Here is a 22211-nt window from a genome sequence, read left to right as displayed (position 1 = left end):
AAGGGGCGTACGAAGGGGCGGATACGGGACGGTTACCGGCCGACACCCGGCGTGCCCGTGAGTCGTTGGGGGAAACAGTCGCACCGAAGTAGTGGCTCCGGCCCGGGCGACTCCCTAACATCGATCACCGCAAGGTCGTTCAACTGACGCACGACCAGCCCGGGAGGCTCCTTTGCACCGCCGCACTGCGCTCACCGTCTCCGCCGCACTGCTCGCCGCGGCCCCGCTGCTCACCGCCTGCGGCAGTGACGCCCACCCAGGAGCGGCGGCCGTCGTCGGCGGCGAACGGATCGACGTCTCCAGCCTGCAGGCGCAGGTGCAGGACGTGCGCACCGCTCAGGAGCGCTCCCCGCAGGCCGCCCAGCTCGTCCAGGCCACCGGTGACCTGCCCCGCCGCAAGCTCAACGTCATGATCTTCGACCGGGTCGTCGACAAGGTCGCCGCGGACAACGGCGTGGGTGTCACCCGCGCCGAGCTCCAGGAGACCAGGACCGCGTTCGTCCGCGAGAGCGGCGGCGAGGACCGGCTCGCCGACGTCCTCCTCCAGGAGCAGGGCGTGGCGCCGGGCCAGATCGACGACGTCGTCCGCCGCAACGTCCTCATGAACAAGATCGCCGCCAAGCTGGGCGTCACGGACACCCCCGAGGGCCAGCGGAAGCTGACGGAGGTCTTCTCGGCCGCCTCCAAGGACCTCGCCATCGACGTGAACCCGCGCTACGGCGCCTGGGACGACGCCCAGGTCCGGCTCGGCGACACCACCGCTCCCTGGCTGCGGCAGCTCAGCCAGGACCCGGGCGCCGTCCCGGCCGGTGCGTGAGGCGGAGTAAGTTCGAGGGGTGACATCTGAGAGCCCCGGCCGCATCGTTCTGCTCACCGCCAGCCACCGTGTGGCACCCGGACTGCTGTCCTGGCCCGCCTGGCAGGCGCTGGGCGCCGCGGACCGGGTGCTCTGCCCCGACGAGCACCACCCCCAGCTGCCGTACCTGCGGGAGGCCGGGGTCGCCGTCGAGCACCTCCGGCCCAGCGCCGAGGAACTCGTCGAGGCGTGCGCCGGAGGCCGTACGGTCCTGCTGCTGCCCTCGGGCGAGGGCGACCGGGTACTGACCGACGGCCTCGCCCGGCTCGCCGGCTCGGGCCGCCACACGATGCCCGACCTGGAACTGCTGCCCGGCTCGTACGACCTGCCCGGCGCCCGGCTCCTCGACCTCGTGCAGATCATGGACCGCATCCGGCGCGAGTGCCCGTGGACCTCCCTGCAGACCCACGAGGGGCTCGCCAAGTACGGGATCGAGGAGGCGTACGAACTCGTCGAGGCGATCGAGGACGGCGACCGGGACGAGCTGCGCGAGGAGCTCGGGGACGTCCTCCTGCAGGTCGTCTTCCACGCCCGGATCGCCGAGGAGGACCCGGAGGAGCCCTTCTCCGTGGACGATGTCGCCGGCGCCCTCGTCGAGAAGCTGATCCGCCGCCACCCGCACGTCTTCGGGGACGAGAAGGCGGAGACGCCGGAGGACGTACGGGCCCACTGGCTGCGCACCAAGGCGATCGAGAAGCAGCGGGAGTCCGTGACGGACGGCGTGCCGCTGGGCCAGCCGGGGCTCGCGCTCGCCGCGAAGCTCGGCGGCCGGGCGCGCGCGGCGGGCCTCGACGTGGCCCTCCCGGCGGAGCGGGGCATCGGCTACGACCTGCTCGCCCTCGCCGTCCGCGCGGAGGCGGAGGGCGGGGATCCGGAGGCGGCGCTGCGCGCGGCGGCCCGGACGTACCGGGAGGCGATCCGCGTGGCGGAGGGTGTGACGGCCTGATCGGCACGACACCCCCTGGCCGTTCGTGGCCGGCTCTCGGCGCCGTTGGCCGGTGTTACAGCTCGCGCGGCGCCCGGGCGCCCGGGTTGTGCCAGAGCGGGGGCGGCGGGCCCAGGAGGCGTTCCGCCGCGGTGTTCGGGCGGGCGGTGAAGCGTCCCACGGGCTGCAGGGTGTCGTGGTGGATCCGGTACGGGTCGGTGCCCAGCTCCACCAGCGCCTCGGCGACCTCCGTCAGGAAGCCGGGCGGTCCGGCGAGGTAGACGTCGTGCGAGGGCCAGTGGACGCAGGCCCGCAGTGCCTGGAGGAGCCGCTCGGTCGCCTGGTCCTTGCGGTGTCCGGGGGCCGAGGTGATGTAGGTGACGCTGAGTCCGCCGAGATGTCTCCGCAGTCGCTCCGCGTCCCCCCGGCCGTACAGATACTCCTTCGCGCGCGCCACCACGAACAGCCGGCCCTTCAGTTCCGGCTCGGCCTGCGCCGCCTCGGAGAGGAGCGCCTTCACCGGCGCCCAGCCCGTACCCGCGCATATATAGGTACGGAGGCCGCCCGGCTCCGTGCACGCGGTGAGGCCACCGCCGGGCGCGCTCAGCCGCAGCGTCTCGCCCGGACCCGTCTCGTCGACGAGGGCCGTGCTCATCGCGCCGCCCGGGATCCGGCTCACATGGAGTTCGACCGTGCCGTCGGGGCGGGGCGCGTCCGCGAGGGAGTAGGTGCGCCAGACGCGCGGGACGCGCAGCGAGCTGACGCTGACGTACTGCCCGGGGAGGAAGGGGAGGTGCTGCCGGGGCCGCAGGGTGAGGACGGCCAGATCCTCGCCGTACCGCTCGTGCCGGACGACGTCCGCGTCCCACCAGGCCGGCTCCCCGGCCCCGGCCGCCTCCTCGGCGCCCGCCAGCATCAGATCGGCGACGTGCCCGTACGCCTCGGTCCAGGCCTTCTCGGCCTCCAGGCTCCAGGCGGCTCCGGCGGCGTGCGCGAAGGCGGCGAGCAGGCTCGATCCGACGGCGGCGTACAGCGCGGGGGAGGCGAGGAACTTGCGGTGGTCGCGGCCCAGCTGCCCCAGATACTCGGCGAGCCCCGGGGACTCCAGCCGGGTCACCACATGGGTCAGCGCGGCGAAGAGCCGGTCCCGCTGGGGCTGCATGTCCTCGGGGAACAGCTCGCGCATGGCGGGGTTGTTCCAGAAAAGATGCGAGTAGAAGAAGGTGACGGCGTGTTCGGCCCGTCTCTCGACGACCGCGAACGTGCTTCTGAGCATCTGAGGATCCACCGACAAGAATCTAGGGCACCACCCCCTTCTTGATCACAGGATCCGACAGACCTCACCTTCCGGACCGCCCTGTACGGTCGGGGAGTGAGCACCACCCCCGGAACCGATCCCGCGTCCTGCCCCGTGTCGCCCCCCGCGCCCGAGCTCTTCACCTGGGAGTTCGCGAGCGATCCGTATCCCGCGTACGCCTGGCTCCGCGAGCACGCGCCCGTGCACCGGACGACGCTGCCCAGCGGGGTCGAGGCCTGGCTGGTGACGCGGTACGGGGACGCCCGGCAGGCCCTCGCCGACCAGCGGCTCTCCAAGAACCCCGCGCACCACGACGAGTCCCCGCACGCCAAGGGGAAGACGGGCATCCCGGGCGAGCGCAAGGCCGAGCTGATGACGCATCTGCTCAACATCGACCCGCCGGACCACACCCGGCTGCGGCGGCTCGTCTCGAAGGCCTTCACCCCGCGCCGGGTCGCCGAGTTCACCCCGCGCGTGCAGGAGCTGACCGACCGGCTCATCGACGCCTTCGTGGAGAAGGGGAGCGCGGACCTCATCCACGAGTTCGCCTTCCCGCTCCCCATCTACGCGATCTGTGACCTGCTCGGCGTGCCCGAGGAGGACCAGGACGACTTCCGCGACTGGGCCGGGATGATGATCCGGCACGGCGGCGGCCCGCGCGGCGGGGTCGCGCGGTCGGTGAAGAAGATGCGGGGCTATCTCGCCGAGCTGATCCACCGCAAGCGCGAGGAGCCCGGCGACGACCTCATCTCGGGGCTCATCAGGGCCTCCGACCACGGCGAGCACCTCACCGAGAACGAGGCCGCCGCGATGGCCTTCATCCTTCTCTTCGCCGGCTTCGAGACGACCGTGAACCTCATCGGCAACGGCATGTACCAGCTCCTGCGCCACCCCGAGCAGCGCGAGCTGCTCCAGGCATCGGTCGCGGCGGGGGAGACCGGGCTCCTTGAGACCGGGATCGAGGAGCTGCTGCGGTACGACGGGCCGGTGGAGATGGCCACCTGGCGGTACGCGACCGAGCCGCTGACCCTCGGCGGGCAGGACATCCCGGCGGGCGACCCCGTCCTCGTGGTGCTCGCCGCCGCGGACCGGGACCCGGAGCGGTTCGACGGGCCGGACACCCTGGACCTGACGCGGCGCGACAACCAGCACCTCGGGTACGGGCACGGCATCCACTACTGCCTGGGCGCGCCGCTCGCGCGGCTCGAAGGACAGACCGCGCTCGCCACCCTGCTGACTCGGCTGCCGGACCTGCGACTTGCCGCCGATCCGGAGGAACTGCGGTGGCGCGGTGGGCTCATCATGCGCGGATTGCGCACGCTTCCGGTCGAGTTCACCCCTTCCGTACGACCTCCACGAAGTGACGAGTCGTCAAAACTGTGATCTTCGCGTGATCGCGGGTGCATCGACTTGTGATGAGCGTTCGAATACGGCTACCTTCCCCGTCAGCTCGGTTCGTCAACGAGGTTGAGTAATTCGGCCATGTCCGACAACTGAGTCTGTCCACACAGTCGTCACGCGAAAGGCGCTTCTATGCGTTCCGGGAACGGACGTCACCGTCGCCCCCGTCAGGCCCCCGCCATCGTCGTCGCCGCGGGTGTGACCGGCTCCGCCATGGCGCTGCCGCTGCTCGCCACCGGGTCCGCCTCCGCCGCGGACGCCGCCACCTGGGACCGCGTCGCCGAATGCGAGTCCGGCGGCCAGTGGAGCGCCAACTTCGGCAACGGCATGTACGGCGGGCTCCAGTTCACCCAGGACAGCTGGGAGCGGAACGGCGGTCTGGCCTACGCGCCCAGCCCCGACCTGGCCAGCCGCGCCCAGCAGATCGCGGTGGCCGAGAAGGCCCTTGCCAAGGGCTCCACCGAGTGGGCCACCTGCGCGCCGATCGCCGGCCTGACGAACGACGGCACCTCGCCCGGCGTGGACCCCGGCCCCGCGAACATCCCCCATGCGCCCACGGGGCCGGTTCCCGAGTCGAACTGGACCACCGGCCTTCCCGGGACCTCCGAGGGGTCCTCGGAGGAGGCGAAGGAGTCCAAGGATGCCAAGAAGGCCGCGGAGACGGCATCGCCCACCGCGCCCGCCACTCCCGTCTCGCCGACCGCTCCCGTCACGCCGACCACCCCGGCGAGCCCCTCCGTGTCGACCGATCCGAGCCACCCGACCGTACCCACGACTCCGGGTGCGCCCGATGAGTCCGTTACGCCCGGTACGCCCGGTACGCCCGGTGTGCCGGGAGCCACCACGCCCGGCGGCCCGACGGATGACGCGTCGTCGGCCACTCCCGGTACCGGCAAGCACCGGGGTGACGCGGCTCCGGAGGAAACCGGCAACCCGGACAGTTCTACCGAATCGGGTAGACATGCTTCATCGGGCAGCAAGCTGACTGAAAACCCCCTGGAGAAGGCTCCGGCTGACGCGTCGAAGGAATCGGACGCAACGGACAGTCAGGGCAAGTCGGGCTCCTACCTCGTGCAGCCGGGCGACAATCTGTCCGACATTGCACAGGAGAACGAACTCCCCGGAGGCTGGACCGCCCTCTATGACGCCAACCGGCAGACCGTGGGCCTCGATCCGGATCTCATCCTCCCTGGTCAGGCCCTCGATCTGACGAACGGTTCGATCGCGCCGGCGAAGTGATTCGGGGGCGTATGTCCGGTTCTGGGCAAGTGAGACATGGGTCTCTTCGCCCCAACTGGCGTGTCACGCCCGCAAACTTTGCTTCTGTCGCCTCTCACCTGCACAAACACCCCCCACCGGAAGGCAAGTAGGGGCGTTATTTCCGCAATATGCCTCTTTGAACTTCCGGTGGGTCTGTGTCTACGGTCATCACCGCTCGCCACCGCGGGCCCCGTCGACCGAAACGCCGAATCCTGCCGTCGGCCGATGGGAATTGTCGTCGCGCAAGCGCCGAAGGCAGGAGTGGGGGACCCAAGGTAAGTGCCGGTCCCGGCCGTTGAGACAGACGGCCGGTGAACGGCTTGGGGTGAAGCCGCGCGCTAGGACGCGCGGCCGGGCAACTTTCCGGCCCGAACCCGACAGCTCACCTCACAGGCGTCGGTGAGGAGAATCTCCATGCTGTTTTCCGGCAAGGGCAAACACCGTCGTCCCTCCAAGGCCACCCAGGTCGCCACGCTCGTCGGCGTCACCGGTGTCGCCGTGGCCGCCCCGCTGATGACCGCGGGCACCGCCTCGGCCGCCACGGTCTCCGAGTGGGACACCGTCGCCGCGTGCGAGTCCGGTGGCAACTGGTCCATCAACACGGGCAACGGCTACTACGGCGGCCTGCAGTTCTCGGCCTCCACCTGGGCCGCGTACGGCGGCACCGCCTACGCCGCGACCGCCAACCAGGCGTCGAAGTCCCAGCAGATCGCCATCGCCGAGAAGGTCCTCGCGGGCCAGGGCAAGGGTGCCTGGCCGTCCTGCGGCGTGGGCCTCTCCGGCGCCTCGCCGAACACCGGTGCCGCCGAGAGCGCGCCGCAGCAGCAGGAGCGGAAGGCCGAGCAGCCGACCACCCGCAGCGAGCAGCGCCAGGCCCCGAAGAAGGCCACGCAGCAGCAGGCCGCTCCGCAGGCCGCCGCGAAGAAGACCGTCACCACCCCGACCGGCAAGAAGGTCAAGAAGGGTGACGGCGAGTACAAGGTCGTGACCGGCGACACCCTCGGCAAGATCGCCCAGGCGCACGGCGTCAAGGGCGGCTGGGCCAAGCTCTTCGAGCTGAACAAGGACGTCGTCGAGAACGCCGACCTCATCTACCCGGGCCAGCAGCTTCACCTGAAGTGAGCCCGGCGGTCCGCGTGAGTCCGGCGGCTCACGCGGCCCCTCCGACCCTCCCGCGGTGACCACCCCGGCCCGACGCGCCCATCCCCCGTGCGCGTCGGGCCGGGGTTCCCCCGTTTCCGGAGGGCGTGCGGAGGCGATAAGGGGAGGGCCTACGGACAGGATCGGGCGGTCATTGCTGTTACCGGCCGGTAGATCTGGGGCCCTTCGTCCCGACATGCATGCCCTTGGGTCCTTTTTCGTCCCAGGGGGCGGGCGCCCGGCTGGCCGGAGCCCCCGAGCCGGTTAGGCTCTTGTCGCAAGGCCAAGCGACCCTGCACCGACCTTGCGTCACATCCAGCGTCACATCCCAAAAAGGAGATGCTCGTGCCGTCCATCGACGTCGTCGTAGCCCGGGAAATCCTGGACTCCCGAGGCAACCCCACGGTCGAGGTCGAGGTCGGCCTCGACGACGGCAGCACCGGTCGTGCTGCCGTTCCGTCCGGCGCCTCCACCGGTGCGTTCGAGGCCATCGAGCTTCGCGACGGTGACCCGAACCGCTACCTGGGCAAGGGTGTCGAGAAGGCCGTCCTCGCCGTCATCGAGCAGATCGGTCCGGAGCTCGTCGGCTACGACGCCACCGAGCAGCGCCTGATCGACCAGGCCATGTTCGACCTGGACGCCACCGAGAACAAGGGCTCCCTCGGCGCCAACGCCATCCTCGGCGTCTCCCTCGCCGTCGCGCACGCCGCGTCCGAGGCCTCGGACCTTCCGCTCTTCCGCTACCTCGGCGGCCCGAACGCGCACCTGCTGCCCGTTCCGATGATGAACATCCTCAACGGTGGGTCGCACGCCGACTCCAACGTGGACATCCAGGAGTTCATGATCGCCCCGATCGGCGCGGAGTCCTTCTCCGAGGCCCTCCGCTGGGGCGCCGAGATCTACCACACCCTCAAGGCCGTGCTGAAGCGCAAGGGCCTCTCCACCGGCCTCGGCGACGAGGGCGGCTTCGCGCCGAACCTCGAGTCGAACCGCGCCGCCCTGGACCTCATCGTCGAGGCCATCAAGGAGGCCGGCTACACCCCGGGCTCCGACGTCGCGCTCGCGCTCGACGTGGCCGCGTCCGAGTTCTACAAGGACGGCACGTACGAGTTCGAGGGCAAGTCCCGCTCGGCGGCCGAGATGACCGAGTACTACGAGGAGCTCGTCTCCGCATACCCGATGGTCTCCATCGAGGACCCGCTGTACGAGGACGACTGGGCCGGCTGGAAGGTCCTCACCGACAAGCTGGGCTCCAAGGTCCAGATCGTCGGCGACGACCTCTTCGTCACCAACCCGGAGCGCCTGGCCCGCGGCATCGAGGAGGGCACCGCGAACGCCCTCCTGGTCAAGGTCAACCAGATCGGCTCGCTGACCGAGACCCTCGACGCCGTCGAGCTCGCCCAGCGCAACGGCTTCAAGTGCATGATGTCCCACCGCTCCGGCGAGACCGAGGACGTCACCATCGCCGACCTCGCGGTCGCCGTGAACTGCGGCCAGATCAAGACCGGCGCCCCGGCCCGCTCGGACCGTGTCGCCAAGTACAACCAGCTGCTGCGCATCGAGGAGATCCTCGACGACGCCGCGGTCTACGCCGGCCGCAGCGCCTTCCCGCGCTTCAAGGGCTGATCAACGGCTGAGCCCCTCCGCAGGGCAGCTTCCGTACGTCCCCGTACTCGGTCCCGTACCGTGTGCGGGGACGTCCGCGTGAACAGGGGAGGCGACACGACATGGCCGCGAAGGACCGGGACCGGTTCTCCACCGCGACCCGGATCAGACTGCTCGGCGAGCAGACCGCCGCCCGTGTCTACCGCTCCCAGACCCGCCGCCAGGCCCGCCGCTCCCGGCTCACCGGCCGCGCGGCCTTCCTCGCCCTGGTCGTCTGCTCCCTCGTCGTGGCGCTCGCCTACCCGATGCGGAGCTACGTCTCCCAGCAGGGCGAGATCGCCGAGCAGGAGCGCAGGGCCGCCGAGGCCGCCCGCCGGGTCGAGGAGCTCAGGGACGAGAAGGCCCGCCTCCAGGACCCGGCCTACGTCCGCCGCCTCGCCCGCGAGCACCTCCACTACCTGCTGCCCGGCGAGACCGGCTTCACCGTGAACGACCCCGCCGCGGAGCAACGGCCCCGCGGCGACCAGGGTGCGGCGGACCGCCCCTGGTACGACAACCTCTGGGACGGCGTCGACCACGCCGACCGCCCCTGACCCCTCCTCCGCACCAGACGAGCAAGGCAGACATGGAAACGCCCCCTCCGCAGACCGAACGCACCGAGCCCACCGAGCGGGACATCGCCGCCTTCGAGCTCCAGCTCGGCCGGCCGCCCCGCGGCCTGCGCGCCATCGCGCACCGCTGCCCGTGCGGCAACCCGGACGTCGTCGAGACCGCGCCCCGGCTTCCCGACGGCACGCCGTTCCCGACCACGTACTACCTGACCTGCCCCCGGGCGGCCTCGGCCATCGGGACCCTGGAGGCCAACGGGGTCATGAAGGAGATGCAGGCCCGGCTCGCCACCGACCCCGAGCTCGCCGCCGCCTACCGGGCCGCGCACGAGGACTACATCGCGCGCCGTGACGCCATCGAGGTCCTGGAGGGCTTTCCGAGCGCCGGCGGCATGCCGGACCGCGTGAAGTGCCTGCACGTCCTCGTCGGTCACTCGCTGGCCGCCGGGCCGGGTGTGAACCCGTTCGGCGACGAGGCGCTCGCGATGCTGCCGGAGTGGTGGGCGAAGGGCGCCTGCGTCACGCCGTGCGCGGACGAGGACGAGGAGAAGAAGGAGGGGGCGGAGTGACCCGGGTCGCCGGAATCGACTGCGGCACGAACTCCATCCGCCTCCTCGTCGCCGACATCCACCCCGAGGGTGAGCTGATCGAGCTGGACCGGCGGATGACGATCGTCCGGCTCGGGCAGGGCGTCGACAAGACCGGCCGGCTCGCCCCCGAGGCCCTGGAGCGGACCTTCGCCGCCTGCCGCGCGTACGCCGAGGTCATCAAGGAGCTGGGCGCCGAGAAGCTGCGCTTCGTCGCCACCTCCGCCTCCCGCGACGCCGAGAACCGCGCGGACTTCGTGAACGGGGTCGTGGAGATCCTCGGCGTCGAGCCCGAGGTGATCACCGGCGACCAGGAGGCCGCGTTCTCCTTCACCGGCGCCACCGGCGAGCTGCACGGGGACGACCGCCGTCTGGTCGTGGACATCGGCGGCGGCTCGACCGAGTTCGTCGTGGGCAACCGGCACGTCGAGGCGGCCCGCTCCGTCGACATCGGCTGCGTCCGGCTCACCGAGCGGCACGTCCGGCACGACCCGCCGACCGCCGAGGAGGCCGACGCGATCCGCGCCGACGTCCGGGCCGCGCTCGACCTGGCGGCCGAGACCGTCCCGATCGACAGCGCCGAGACCCTCGTCGGGCTCGCCGGATCGGTCACCACGGTCGCCGCCATCGCCCTCGGGCTCCCGGAGTACGACTCCGAGAAGATCCACCACGCCCGGATCTCCGCCGCCCAGGTCGCCGAGGTCACCGACCGGCTGCTCGCCTCCACGCACGCGGAGCGGGCCGCGATCCCCGTCATCCACCCCGGTCGGGTCGACGTGATCATCGCCGGCGCGATCGTCCTGAGGGAGATCGTCGAGCGGGTCGGAGCCCACGAGGTCGTCGTCAGCGAGCACGACATCCTCGATGGGATCGCCCTATCCGTGGCATAGCGGGCACCTATCGACGCCCTCCGACGACATGTCGTCGGGAAAGTTCGTGAAGTTCTTCACAAGGAAAAGGGCCCTGGCGGCGCCCGAAGGGGGTCTTTGGGCCTTCCGGGGGGTGCCTCAGGGCCCTTTCGCAGGCGTGGGGCCCGATTCGCTCGTTGTTTCCATCGCGTGAACGGCCCCCCTGGTACAGCGTTAACGGAAGCTCTCCGGGCCAGTTCACAAGGGGTGAACAACGTTCGCCCCGGTACCCCGGTTCCTTTGCAGCACCATGACATGGATCACGTGGGCGGCGGAGTGTAGCAGAGGTGTCCGGAGACCTTGTGAAGGGGCGCACGAGCACCCCCCTCAGGAGGGGTGGATACTCGATCTCATGAGCACCACGGAGCGTCCCAGGATCCTCGTAGTAGGCGGCGGGTACGTAGGCCTGTACGCAGCTCGGCGCATCCTCAAGAAGATGCGCTACGCGGAGGCGACCGTCACGGTCGTCGACCCGCGGTCGTACATGACCTACCAGCCCTTCCTCCCCGAAGCCGCCGCCGGCAGCATCTCGCCGCGCCACGTCGTCGTCCCGCTGCGACGCGTCGTGCGCGGAGCCGAGGTGCTCACCGGCCGGGTCACCACCATCGACCAGGACCGCAAGGTCGCCACGATCGCGCCGCTCGTCGGCGAGGCGTACGAGCTGCCTTTCGACTACCTCGTCATCGCGATGGGCGCAGTCTCCCGTACCTTCCCGATCCCCGGCCTCGCCGAGCAGGGCATCGGAATGAAGGGCATCGAGGAGGCCATCGGCCTGCGCAACCACGTCCTCGAGCAGCTCGACAAGGCCGACTCGACCACCGACGAGGAGGTCCGCCGCAAGGCGCTGACCTTCGTCTTCGTGGGCGGCGGCTTCGCCGGCGCGGAGACCATCGGCGAGGTCGAGGACCTGGCCCGGGACGCCGCGAAGTACTACCAGAACGTGTCGCGCGAGGACATGCGCTTCGTCCTGGTCGACGCGGCCGACAAGATCCTTCCCGAGGTGGGCCCCAAGCTCGGCCAGTACGGCAAGGAGCACCTGGAGAGCCGCGGGATCGAGATCTACCTCGAGACCTCCATGGACTCCTGCGTCGACGGCCACGTCGTGCTGAAGAACGGCCTCGAGGTCGACTCCAACACGATCGTGTGGACCGCCGGCGTGAAGCCGAACCCGGCGCTCTCCCGCTTCGGTCTGCCGCTCGGCCCCCGCGGCCACGTGGACTGCAACGAGAAGCTCCAGATCAACGGTCTCGACTACGCGTGGGCCGCGGGCGACAACGCCCAGGTCCCGGACATGGTCGGCCGCAAGGCGGGCAACCCGAACGCCTGGTGCCCGCCGAACGCCCAGCACGCCCTGCGCCAGGCCAAGGTCCTCGGCGACAACGTGGTGGCCGGCATGCGCGGCTTCCCGCAGAAGGAGTACAGCCACGCCAACAAGGGCGCGGTGGCCGGCCTCGGCCTGCACAAGGGCGTGGCGATGATCGTCATGGGCAAGGTGAAGATCAAGCTCAAGGGCCGTCTCGCCTGGTACATGCACCGTGGCTACCACGGCATGGCGATGCCGACCTGGAACCGCAAGATCCGCGTCTTCGCCGACTGGACCCTCGCGATGTTCCTCAAGCGCGAGGTCGTCTCCCTGGGTGCCATGGAGACGCCGCGCGAGGAGTTCTACGAGGCGGCCAAGCCCGCCCCCGCGCCGGCCGCCCCGGCGCAGGAGAAGGCCAAGGCCTCCTAAGCGGCACCCGCAGGACCAGCAGTACCCGAGCAGGACCAAGCAGTACACGCAAGGCCGTAAAAGGGCCGTCCGCCATCCGTGGTGCGGACGGCCCTTCGCGTGTTTTGCCGACTGATTGCGCTGCGCCGGGACTGCAAACGCCTACGGACGGTGTTCCCTTGGTGACGAGCATTTCTGGGGCACGAGATCACGGAGGTGTGCACCATGGCCGACGCCGCGTCGCGGCTGACGAGTCTCGCAGAGGAGCTGCTGGGCGGACCGCTCCCGGTCCGGCTGCGAGCCTGGGACGGCAGTGAAGCCGGACCAGTGGGCGGCCCCGTCCTGATCGTCCGCGATCGCCGCGCCCTGCGGAGGATGATCTGGAAACCCGGCGAACTGGGCCTGGCCCGCGCCTGGGTGGCCGGAGAGCTGGATGTCGAGGGAGACCTGTACGCCCTTCTGGACGGGCTCTCGGGCCTTCTCTGGGAGCGTGACGAGGACACCAGGGGGCTGCTCGCGTCCGCGCGCGACCCGCGGCTGCGCGCCGCCGCCGGCGCCCTGCTCAAACTGTCCGGTCCGCCGCTGCCGCCGCAGCCGCCGGCCGAGGAGATGCGCGGCCGCAGCGGCGGTCGGCACACCCGGCGCCGCGACAAGCAGGCGATCAGTCACCACTACGACGTGGGCAACGACTTCTACGAGCTGGTCCTCGGCCCGTCGATGGTCTACTCGTGCGCGTACTGGGCCTCCGACGGCCCCGACGCGACCCTGGAGGACGCCCAGCGCGACAAGCTGGACCTGATCGCCCGCAAGCTGAACCTGAAGGAGGGCGACCGGCTCCTCGACGTGGGCTGCGGATGGGGCTCCATGGCCCTCCACGCCGCCCGGGAGTACGGGGCCAGGGTCGTCGGCATCACCCTCTCCCGGGAGCAGGCCGCGTACGCCCGCAAGCGGATCGCCGACGAGGGCCTGACCGAGCTGATCGAGATCCGCGTCCAGGACTACCGGGACGTCACGGACGGCCCGTACGACGCGATCTCCTCGATCGGCATGGCCGAGCACGTCGGCGCCGTCCGGTACCGGGAGTACGCCGACATCCTGTACGGGCTCCTCAAGCCCGGCGGACGGCTCCTCAACCACCAGATCTCGCGGCGCCCCGAGCCCGACGAGAAGGCGTACGAGATCGACCCCTTCATCGACGCGTACGTCTTCCCCGACGGCGAACTCGCCCCCATGGGCCGCACGCTGAGCACCCTGGAGGACGCCGGCTTCGAGGTCAGGGACGTGGAGGCGATCCGCGAGCACTACGCCCTCACCCTGCGCCGCTGGGTGGCCAACCTGGAGCGGCAGTGGGACCGGGCGGTCCGGCTCACCTCGCCGGGCCGGGCGAGGATCTGGCGGCTCTACATGGCGGCCTCGGCGGTCTCCTTCGAGCGCAACCGGATCGGCGTGAACCAGTTCCTCGCCGTGAAGACCCCGGTGTCGGGGAAGAGCGGCACGGCGCTGCGGCCGCGGGTCTGGAACGAGAAGACCTGACGTACGCCGAAGGGCCGGCCCCCCCGGGTGGGGGGGACCGGCCCTTCGTACCGCTGCTTCCGTCACTCGGCCTTGATGGCGGCGAGCATGTTCAGCTTGGCCGCGCTCCGGGCCGGCCACAGGGAGGCGAGGACACCGACCAGGCCGGCCAGGACCAGGAAGATCCCGATCCGGTCCCAGGGCAGGACCAGGGCGTAGCCGGGGATCTGCTCCCTGATGGTCTCGCCGATCGCCCAGCCGAGGAACGAGCCGAGGCCGATGCCGACGACCGCGCCGAACACCGAGATGACCACGGCCTCCAGACGGACCATCCGCTTCACCCGGCGCCGGTCGAGGCCGATCGCCCGCAGCATGCCGATCTCCTGCTGCCGCTCGAAGACGGACATCGCGAGGGTGTTGACGACGCCGAGGACCGCGATGATCAGGGCCATGCCGAGCAGGCCGTACATGATGTTGAGCATCAGGTTGATCGGGCCGCCGAAGGAGTCGCGGATGCCCTTGTGGTCCATCACGGTGATGTCGGGGTTGTCGCCCATGGCCTTCGCCAGGGCCCGCTCGTTGGCGGCGCTCGCGCCGCCCTCGGTCGAGACGAAGATCTGACGGATCTCCGCCCGCTCCTCGTGCGCGGTGACCAGCTTGTGGTCGATCAGGACCGGCGAGACGAACTCGCTGGGCTCGAAGACCGCGCCGACCGTCAGCTTGGCCTTCTGCTTGTCGAGGAACTCGACCGGGACCGTGTCGCCGACCTTCAGGCCGCGCTTCGCGGCGGTCTTCTCGTCGACGGCGATCGCGCCCTTGTCGAGGGAGGACAGCGAGCCGTTCACGACGGTGAGCTTGAGGACCTTGTCGATGTCGCCGGGGGTGACGCCGGAGGCCGAGACGTACGAGCCCTTGATGTCCAGCGCGCCCGCCTGCTGCGGGGAGATCGCGGTGACGCCCGGAGCCTTCTCCAGGGCGGTCAGCGCCTCCGGGCTCAGGCTGTTGCCGCTGGCCATGGTGACCATGTAGTCGGCCTTGATCTGGTCCGTGGTGGCCTTGTCGAGGGCCGTGCCGACCGTGGCGCCGAGCACCGAGAGGCCGGTGACCAGGGTCAGGCCGATGGCGAGGGCGGAGGCGGTGGCGCCGGTGCGGCGCGGGTTGCGGACCGCGTTGAGTCCGGCGAGCTTGCCCGAGACCCCGAAGAGGTTCACGAAGACGGGACGGATCACGGCGATCACGGGCCGGGACAGGAACGGGATCAGCACGATCACGCCGATGAGGGCGAGGAAGGCGCCGCCCGCGATGAACATGCGGCCCTCGTCGCCGCCCTGGCCGGCGCCGAGCACGATCAGGACCGCGCCGAGCGCGGTGATCGCCGCACCGATGGAGTTCCGCACGATGAGCGACTTGGTGCTCGCGGTGGCGTGGACGCTGCTCATGGCGGCGACCGGCGGGATCTTCGCGGCACGGCGGCCGGGCAGCCAGGCGGCGAGCATCGTGATCAGGACGCCGACGGCGAACGCGCTGACGGCCGGGGTGGCGGTGAGGACGAGGCCGCCGCCGGGGACCTTCATCTCGAAGGCGCTCATGGCCGAGCGGAGGGAGACGGCCAGGCCGATGCCGAGCACGTAGCCGACGGCGGAGGCGACCAGGCCGACCAGGGCGGCCTCGGCGAGGACGGACCGGGTGATCTGCTTGCGCGAGGCGCCGACGGCGCGCATCAGGGCGAGTTCCTTGGTGCGCTGCGCGACCAGCATGGTGAAGGTGTTGGAGATCAGGAAGATCCCGACGAAGAGCGCGATGCCCGCGAAGCCGAGGAGCACCTGGTTGAGCGCGCCGAGACCGGCCTCGATGTCCTTGGCCTGCTGCTCGGCGAGGGCCTCGCCGGTCTGCGCGTCGGCAGCCTTCGGGACGACCTTCAGGACCTCGGCGAGGAGCTTCTCGTCGTCCGTGCCGGGCGTGGCGCTCACGGCCAGGTCCCGGAAGTAGCCGGGCTTGAGGTAGAGCTTCTGAGCGACGGCGGTGTCGAAGACGACGAGGCTGCCGCCGGCGTTGACGGCGCCGTCCTCGGTGGTGAAGACGCCCGAGAGCTCGTACTCCTTCACCGGGCCCGTGGTCGCGACGCGGACGGTGTCGCCGATCTTGTAGCCGCCCTTGTCCGCGGTGTCCTTGTCGAGCGCGACCTGACCGGCGGAGGCCGGGCCGTTCCCGGAGACGAAGGCGTACGCGCGGTCCTTGCCGTCCTTGCCGGGGGCGAAGTTGGTGCCCTTGTTGGACCAGCCGACGCCGATCAGCTTGCCGTTCTTGTCGGGCACCCCGGCGAAGCCGTCGACGCGCGGGGTGACGGAGGCGACCCCGTCGAGCTTCGCGACCTTGTCGACGTCCTGCTGGGAGAGGCCGGGGGTCTTCCGGGCCTCCTCGGGGGACGGGTACATCTCGACGGCGACGGCGACGTCGTCGTAGCTCTTGGCCGACTGGTTGCGGAAGGCCTGGCCGAGGGTGTCGGTGAAGACGAGGGTGCCGGAGACGAAGGCCACGCCGAGCATCACGGCGAGGACGGTCATCAGCAGTCTCGCCTTGTGCGCGAGGACGTTGCGCAGGGCGGTACGGAACATGGGTGTGTCCTGGAGGAAGGGAGGGGCGGCGGGCGGGAGCGCGAGGCGCGGGCCGTACCGGTTCGGGTCCGGTTCCGGCGCTACGGCGTCAGCTCGTGCGGCCCTTGGCGTCGAAGGCCTTCATGCGGTCGAGCACGCCGTCCGCCGTCGGGTGCAGCATCTCGTCGACGATCCGGCCGTCGGCGAGGAAGATCACGCGGTCCGCGTAGGAGGCGGCGACCGGGTCGTGGGTGACCATGACGACGGTCTGGCCGAGCTCGCGGACCGAGTTGCGCAGGAAGCCGAGGACCTCGGCGCCCGAGCGGGAGTCCAGGTTTCCGGTGGGCTCGTCACCGAAGATGATCTCGGGGCGGGAGGCGAGGGCGCGGGCCACGGCCACGCGCTGCTGCTGGCCGCCGGAGAGCTCGGTCGGACGGTGGCTGAGCCGGGCGGAGAGCCCGAGCATGTCGATGACCTGCTGGACCCACTGCTTGTCGGGCTTCCGGCCGGCGATGTCCATCGGCAGCGTGATGTTCTCCAGGGCCGTCAGCGTCGGCAGCAGGTTGAAGGCCTGGAAGATGAAGCCGATCTTGTCGCGGCGCAGCTGGGTGAGCTGCTTGTCCTTCAGGGTGGAGAGCTCCGTCTCGCCGATCCGGACCGAGCCGGAGGAGAAGGAGTCGAGGCCGGCGACGCAGTGCATGAGCGTCGACTTGCCGGAGCCGGAGGGGCCCATGATCGCGGTGAACTCGCCCTGGCGGAAGTCCACGGTGACGTGATCGAGCGCGACCACCTGGGTCTCGCCGTGTCCGTAGACCTTCGAGAGATCCGTGGCGCGGGCGGCCACCGCGGTGGCGCGGGACACGGTGGGAGTGGTGGTCACGAGGGACTCCTGTCACTGCGGGGCTTCTGTGGGAACCCCTCCATCGTGTCGAGCGTTCGCGCTCGGATCGTCCGCCCACATGCCCGTTCCCGAGGCAGTCTCGAGTCGGACCGGGGACCCCGATCCTCCTCCTGAGGTATGACGGCGCCCCTGAGAGAGGGCTTCACGCCGAGGTGACACACGTGCGACGACTTTTCGTCATTCCAGGGGGTGCGGCTTTGCGCCTGCGACCCCTGTCACAGTTCGGCGAAATGGCTCCCACCTGCACTGACGCACCCTCAGGCGTCAATAAAATAAGACAACATCGGGAGGATGTTCCGCTGAACGAGGGAAGCGCCCCGATAGGCTCATGTGCCAACGCGGAGCTTCGCGACGCCCGGATGGTGGAATGCAGACACGGCGAGCTTAAACCTCGCTGGCCTTCGGGCCGTACCGGTTCGAGTCCGGTTCCGGGCACCACCCGGGCCCCAGGTGTCACACCTGTGGCCCGGCGAAGCCCCTCACTTCACCGCGCGAGCCCTCGCGACCACCGCGACGGCCCGCGCGAAGATCGAAAACGTACGGGAAAAGATCCTCCCCGAGCACTAGAGAGTTTCTTTTGCCTACGCATTACTCTTGACGCGAGGCCGCGCGCATGCGGCACGCCATGGAGGAGTGAGATGAGGAGCAGCAACCCGGTCTTCTCGCGACGGGGGTTCAGCCGCGACAACGGCACCGCGGGCTTCAACGGCCAGCAGCCGCAGGCCGGGGGCCCCGCCGTCGGAACCAACCCGTACGCCACCGGCAACCCGTATGCCGAGGGTGCGACGAACCCGTACGCCACCAACCCGTACGCCCCGCAGGACACGCAGCTCGGCGCCCCGCAGCAGGCCCGCGGCAACGTGATGACGATCGACGACGTCGTGAGCCGTACGGCCATGACGCTCGGCACGGTCGTGCTCACCGCCGTGCTGTCCTGGCTGCTCCTGCCGGTCGACCCCGCCAACCTGGGCAAGTCCTACGGCATCGCCATCGGCGCCGCCCTGGTCGCCCTGGTGCTGTCGCTCGTGCAGTCGTTCAAGCGCAAGCCGTCGCCGGCGCTCATCCTGGGCTACGCGGCCTTCGAGGGCGTCTTCCTCGGAGTGATCTCGGCCGCCGTCTCGACGTACATCGCCGACGGCGTGGTCATCCAGGCGGTCCTCGGCACGATGGCGGTCTTCGCCGGCGTGCTGGTCGCCTACAAGATGGGCTGGATCCGGGTCAACCGGCGCTTCTACGGCTTCGTGATGGCCGCCGCGATGGGCTTCATGCTCCTCATGGTGACCAACCTGCTGTTCGCCGTCTTCGCCGGCGGTGACGGCCTCGGCTTCCGCAGCGGTGGCCTCGGCATCCTCTTCGGTGTCATCGGCATCATCCTCGGTGCCTGCTTCCTCGCCCTCGACTTCAAGCAGGTCGAGGACGGCGTGACCTACGGCGCGCCGCGCGAGGAGGCCTGGCTGGCCGCCTTCGGTCTCACCATGACCCTGGTGTGGATCTACCTGGAGATGCTGCGTCTGCTGTCGATCCTGCAGGGCGACGACTGACGCGTCCCGACTCGGGGGGAAGGGCCCGTCCGGCTTCGTGCCGGGCGGGCCCTTCCGCGTTCCCGGTGGGGACGGGGATGGTGCTCGGACCCTCCCCTGTCGGACGAGGGTGGCTCCCGGACCTCAGAGCAGTCTCCGAGCCGCCCGCCGCAGGTCGTACTCGTGCAGGATCGCCTTCGCGTGGCCGTACGCCAGCTCGTGGGCCCCGCGGAGCCAGCTCACCCGCTCCTCGAAACGGAGGAGGGAGGGGCCCTCCTCGACGGTGCGCATCCAGTCGGCGATCTCACGACCGGTGCGGCCCGGGATGCGGGCCAGCATGTTGCGGTGGGTCTCTTCGGAGAATGTGTGGGACATCGGCGCCTCCGGACGCGTCGTACCGTGTGCTCCTCGTACTCCTGGCACTTCTTCACGTCACCGTGCCCAAGTGTTCGCCCGTTGGCAAGAGGCCCGGGACGGCGCGTAGGGTCGCGGGGTGCGCGATACGAGTGAACTGACCGCCGCCGTCGAACGCTTCGCCGACCGGCTGCGGGCCGCCCCGCAGAGCCGCCTCCAGCGCGGTGCGGCGGCCGAGGGACTTGCCCTCGCCCGCGAGCTCGCGGTGCGCGCCCAGCGCGCCGAGGAACCGGCGCGGGAGCCGAGGACGATGCCGGACGCGGGGGTCTTCACCGTGGCCGACCAGCTGGTCGTCGCCGGGAACGATCTGGCCGAAATCCTGCGAACGGCCCCGGCCGACTCCCGCGAGGGGGAACTGGCGGAGGCCGTGGGGCTGGTCCGTGAGGCTGCGGAGCGCTCGGGCCTGTAAGGAGGGCCGGGCACGGGGCCGGGGCCCTCAGAAGGTCTCACAGGGGTCTTGGAGCGGCTCGGAGAGGCCTGGAATGGCCTTGGGGTGGCCTGAAGAGGCCCTGGAGAGGCCTGGAACGGCCTTACAGCGACGCGATGACGCGGTCCGCCAGGATGTAGACGTTCTCGTCGTCCGCCTCGCCGTACGAGAACGTGAGGGCGAAGGCGCCCGAGACGCCCGAGCCGCCGAGCAGCACCGGCGTACGGCCGGAGCGCAGGGCCTCCGCGAGGCGCTCCGCGGTCTCGCGGTGCCCCGGGGTCATGCAGAGCGTCGTACCGTCCGCGAAGACGTACACGTCGAGCGTGCCGAGCGGACCCGGGCGCACGTCGGTCAGCGCGGTGGCGGTGTCGGCCAGCTCCTCGAGACGGGCCACCGTCCGCTCGTGGTCGGTGACGACGGGGGTCTGCACCGGCACGAAGTCCGGGTGCGAGGGGTGCCGGCGGCGGGCCGCGGCCAGCTCGGCCGAGTCCTCCGGGTACTCCTCGAAGGCGTCGACCGAGTCGAGCGGGTCCAGTGCGTCGGGGCCGTCGAGCGCCGCCGCCTCCGCCTCCATGGCCTCCAGGGCCATCGCCTCGAGGCCCACGAAGTCGGCCTGGCGCGGGACGAAGAAGGTGCCGTCGTCGACCGGGCCGCCGAGACCGCCCAGCAGGGAGGGGGCGTCGGCCGCGTCCCTGGCCTCCTGCGCGGCCCAGAAGGCCCGCGCCTCGGCGAGCTCGCGCTCGCGCTCCTCGGCCAGCGCCTCAGCGACCGCGGCCCGTATCTCGGCGGCGGGCGTGGCACGGGCCGCGGGAACGGTGACGCCGTGTCCGGCCGCCAGTTCGCTCCGCAGGGCGGTGACCTGCTTGCGGAGACCGTGGACGGCGTGCAGGGCGGCAGCGCCCACGGCCGTGGCAGCGGCCGTGGTCAGCAGCAGGGCAAGAGGCATGGCGCTCACTGACGTACTCCCGATTCCGAGTCGATCCCCCGACTTCCTACATCAGCTTGTCCTGGGGTGGGGCTCGCTGTCAGTGCATTACGTCACGAATTGGACAGGTATTTCTACCAGGTGTTTAGTCCCGAAACGGCTCTGACCTGGGAAAACGAACTCCCCCGGGATGTAGGTCACATCCTGGGGGAGATTCGGTCACGGCTCGGACGCGGTGCGGTTGGAGCCCTCGGTACGAGGAGACGCGCCCCGGCGCACTCCCCGACCCGCGAGGGGCGCCAGGCCCGGTGGCCCGGTCCTACGAGAGGCGCTCGATCACCATCGCCATGCCCTGGCCGCCGCCGACGCACATGGTCTCCAGGCCGAACTGCTTGTCGTGGAACTGGAGGCTGTTGATCAGCGTGCCGGTGATCCGGGCGCCGGTCATGCCGAAGGGGTGGCCGACGGCGATGGCGCCACCGTTGACGTTCACCTTGTCCAGGTCCAGGCCCAGGTCCTGGTAGGACGGGATCACCTGGGCCGCGAAGGCCTCGTTGATCTCGGCCAGGTCGATGTCGCCGATGGTCAGGCCGGCGCGCTTGAGGGCCTGCTTCGACGCCTCGACCGGGCCGAGGCCCATGATCTCGGGGGAGAGCCCGGAGACGCCGGTGGAGACGATGCGGGCGAGCGGGGTCAGGCCGAGCTCGCGGGCCTTCGTGTCCGACATGATGACGAGCGCGGCGGCGCCGTCGTTCAGCGGGCAGCAGTTGGCGGCGGTGACCAGGCCGTCGGGGCGGAAGACCGGCTTGAGGCCCTGCACGCCCTCCAGGGTGACGCCGGCGCGCGGGCCGTCGTCCGTGGAGACGACGGTGCCGTCCGGGAGCGTCACCGGGGTGATCTCGCGCTCCCAGAAGCCGTTCTTGATGGCCTGCTCGGCGAGGTTCTGCGAGCGGACGCCGAACTCGTCCATCTCCTGGCGGCTGATGCCCTTGAGGCGGGCCAGGTTCTCCGCGGTCTGGCCCATGGCGATGTACGCGTCCGGGACGATGCCGTCCTCGCGCGGGTCGTGCCACGTGGAGCCCTCGGAGGCGGCGACCTCGGCGGTACGGGCCTCGGCCTCGGCGAAGAAGGGGTTGTGCGTGTCGGGCAGGGAGTCCGAGTTGCCCTTCACGAAGCGGGACACCATCTCGACACCGGCCGAGATGAAGACGTCGCCCTCGCCGGCCTTGATCGCGTGCAGCGCCATGCGGGAGGTCTGCAGCGAGGAGGAGCAGTAGCGGGTGATCGTGCAGCCCGGCAGGTGGTCCATGCCCATCTGCACGGCCACGATGCGGCCCAGGTTGTTGCCCTGCTCGCCGCCGGGCAGACCGCAGCCCAGCATCAGGTCGTCGATGTCGCGCGGGTCGAGCTCCGGCACCTTGGCCAGGGCGGCCTTGACGATGGTCGCGGTGAGGTCGTCCGGCCGCAGGTCCTTGAGGGAGCCCTTGAAGGCCCGGCCGATGGGCGAGCGGGCGGTCGAGACGATCACGGCTTCGGGCATCACGGCTCCATGAGGGTGCGGAGTGGGCGGACTGAAAGGGAAGTTACCCGTACGTACCGCATGGGGTCACCGGCCTGGGC

At 70.6% G+C, this 22211-nt stretch carries 19 protein-coding genes, 1 tRNA gene and 1 riboswitch; of the genes, 14 read left to right on the top strand and 6 right to left on the bottom strand.

All coding sequences use genetic code 11. The features are described from left to right. The first annotated feature begins 172 nt into the window (after positions 1 to 172). Positions 173 to 817, top strand: coding sequence for a SurA N-terminal domain-containing protein (locus IF00_RS0106700; RefSeq protein ID WP_030315279.1), 645 nt, complete (start codon positions 173 to 175; stop codon positions 815 to 817). A gap of 19 nt (positions 818 to 836) precedes the next feature. After that, positions 837 to 1802, top strand: coding sequence for a nucleoside triphosphate pyrophosphohydrolase (locus tag IF00_RS0106695; RefSeq protein WP_030315278.1), 966 nt, complete (start codon positions 837 to 839; stop codon positions 1800 to 1802). A gap of 55 nt (positions 1803 to 1857) precedes the next feature. On the opposite strand, the gene IF00_RS40995 is transcribed toward IF00_RS0106695, so the two are convergent. Further along, complete coding sequence (locus IF00_RS40995; RefSeq protein ID WP_030315277.1) at positions 1858 to 3057, bottom strand: globin domain-containing protein; 1200 nt, start codon at positions 3055 to 3057, stop codon at positions 1858 to 1860. A 96-nt stretch (positions 3058 to 3153) separates the two neighbouring features. Between IF00_RS40995 and IF00_RS0106685 the strand changes: the two genes are divergently transcribed. The 9 genes from IF00_RS0106685 (at position 3154) to IF00_RS0106645 (ending at position 13831) form a co-directional block, all read left to right on the top strand. Next, a complete protein-coding gene (locus IF00_RS0106685; protein WP_030315275.1) occupies positions 3154 to 4461 on the top strand; it encodes a cytochrome P450 family protein in 1308 nt (435 codons plus the stop codon). Between the two features lie 150 nt (positions 4462 to 4611). Then, a complete protein-coding gene (locus IF00_RS0106680; protein ID WP_030315272.1) occupies positions 4612 to 5718 on the top strand; it encodes a transglycosylase family protein in 1107 nt (368 codons plus the stop codon). A 258-nt stretch (positions 5719 to 5976) separates the two neighbouring features. Next, a riboswitch (cyclic di-AMP (ydaO/yuaA leader) is annotated at positions 5977 to 6150 on the top strand. 3 nt (positions 6151 to 6153) lie between these two features. Continuing rightward, entirely contained in the window at positions 6154 to 6861 is a 708-nt protein-coding gene (locus IF00_RS0106675) for a LysM peptidoglycan-binding domain-containing protein (RefSeq protein ID WP_030315270.1), read from the top strand. A 357-nt stretch (positions 6862 to 7218) separates the two neighbouring features. Next, a complete protein-coding gene (gene eno, locus IF00_RS0106670; protein ID WP_030315269.1) occupies positions 7219 to 8505 on the top strand; it encodes a phosphopyruvate hydratase in 1287 nt (428 codons plus the stop codon). A gap of 101 nt (positions 8506 to 8606) precedes the next feature. Further along, positions 8607 to 9077, top strand: coding sequence for an FtsB family cell division protein (locus IF00_RS0106665; RefSeq protein WP_030315267.1), 471 nt, complete (start codon positions 8607 to 8609; stop codon positions 9075 to 9077). 32 nt (positions 9078 to 9109) lie between these two features. After that, on the top strand, positions 9110 to 9661 hold the full coding sequence (locus IF00_RS0106660) for a DUF501 domain-containing protein (RefSeq protein WP_030315266.1): 552 nt from the start codon (positions 9110 to 9112) through the stop codon (positions 9659 to 9661). After that, a complete protein-coding gene (locus IF00_RS0106655; protein ID WP_030315264.1) occupies positions 9658 to 10569 on the top strand; it encodes a Ppx/GppA phosphatase family protein in 912 nt (303 codons plus the stop codon). Before IF00_RS0106660 ends, IF00_RS0106655 begins: the two co-directional genes overlap by 4 nt. Positions 10570 to 10939: 370 nt before the next feature. Then, positions 10940 to 12319 carry an NAD(P)/FAD-dependent oxidoreductase gene (locus IF00_RS0106650; RefSeq protein ID WP_030315263.1) on the top strand — a complete coding sequence of 460 codons (1380 nt, stop codon included), beginning with the start codon at positions 10940 to 10942 and terminating at the stop codon, positions 12317 to 12319. Between the two features lie 204 nt (positions 12320 to 12523). Continuing rightward, on the top strand, positions 12524 to 13831 hold the full coding sequence (locus tag IF00_RS0106645) for an SAM-dependent methyltransferase (RefSeq protein ID WP_030315261.1): 1308 nt from the start codon (positions 12524 to 12526) through the stop codon (positions 13829 to 13831). Between the two features lie 62 nt (positions 13832 to 13893). Here IF00_RS0106645 and IF00_RS0106640 read toward each other — a convergent pair whose 3' ends face one another. Together IF00_RS0106640 and IF00_RS0106635 are read right to left on the bottom strand one after the other, a co-directional pair. Further along, positions 13894 to 16425, bottom strand: coding sequence for an ABC transporter permease (locus IF00_RS0106640; RefSeq protein WP_030315260.1), 2532 nt, complete (start codon positions 16423 to 16425; stop codon positions 13894 to 13896). Positions 16426 to 16513: 88 nt separating this feature from the next. Continuing rightward, positions 16514 to 17284, bottom strand: a complete 771-nt coding sequence (locus IF00_RS0106635) for an ABC transporter ATP-binding protein (protein WP_030315258.1) — start codon at positions 17282 to 17284, stop codon at positions 16514 to 16516. A gap of 374 nt (positions 17285 to 17658) precedes the next feature. Here IF00_RS0106635 and IF00_RS0106630 point away from each other — a divergent pair. Next, a tRNA-Leu gene (locus tag IF00_RS0106630) sits at positions 17659 to 17743 on the top strand. 200 nt (positions 17744 to 17943) lie between these two features. Next, entirely contained in the window at positions 17944 to 18846 is a 903-nt protein-coding gene (locus tag IF00_RS0106625) for a Bax inhibitor-1/YccA family protein (RefSeq protein ID WP_030315256.1), read from the top strand. Positions 18847 to 18969: 123 nt separating this feature from the next. On the opposite strand, the gene IF00_RS0106620 is transcribed toward IF00_RS0106625, so the two are convergent. Next, complete coding sequence (locus IF00_RS0106620) at positions 18970 to 19200, bottom strand: DUF4287 domain-containing protein (protein ID WP_030315254.1); 231 nt, start codon at positions 19198 to 19200, stop codon at positions 18970 to 18972. A 118-nt stretch (positions 19201 to 19318) separates the two neighbouring features. Here IF00_RS0106620 and IF00_RS0106615 point away from each other — a divergent pair, with 118 nt between their 5' ends. Further along, complete coding sequence (locus IF00_RS0106615) at positions 19319 to 19648, top strand: hypothetical protein (protein ID WP_030315253.1); 330 nt, start codon at positions 19319 to 19321, stop codon at positions 19646 to 19648. Positions 19649 to 19769: 121 nt separating this feature from the next. Here the strand turns inward: IF00_RS0106615 and IF00_RS0106610 are convergent, their stop codons facing one another. Together IF00_RS0106610 and IF00_RS0106605 are read right to left on the bottom strand one after the other, a co-directional pair. Next, positions 19770 to 20612 (bottom strand): hypothetical protein, encoded by an 843-nt coding sequence (locus tag IF00_RS0106610; RefSeq protein ID WP_030315251.1) that lies wholly within the window; start codon positions 20610 to 20612, stop codon positions 19770 to 19772. Positions 20613 to 20910: 298 nt separating this feature from the next. Then, the gene (locus IF00_RS0106605) at positions 20911 to 22131 is read right to left on the bottom strand and encodes an acetyl-CoA C-acetyltransferase (RefSeq protein ID WP_030315249.1); all 1221 of its coding nucleotides are present in this window, start codon (positions 22129 to 22131) and stop codon (positions 20911 to 20913) included. Positions 22132 to 22211: the final 80 nt, after the last annotated feature.

The organism is Streptomyces flavochromogenes, from assembly GCF_000717595.1.
In the GTDB taxonomy this organism is placed as follows: domain Bacteria; phylum Actinomycetota; class Actinomycetes; order Streptomycetales; family Streptomycetaceae; genus Streptomyces; species Streptomyces flavochromogenes.
This window is presented reverse-complemented; position numbering and strand designations above follow the sequence as displayed.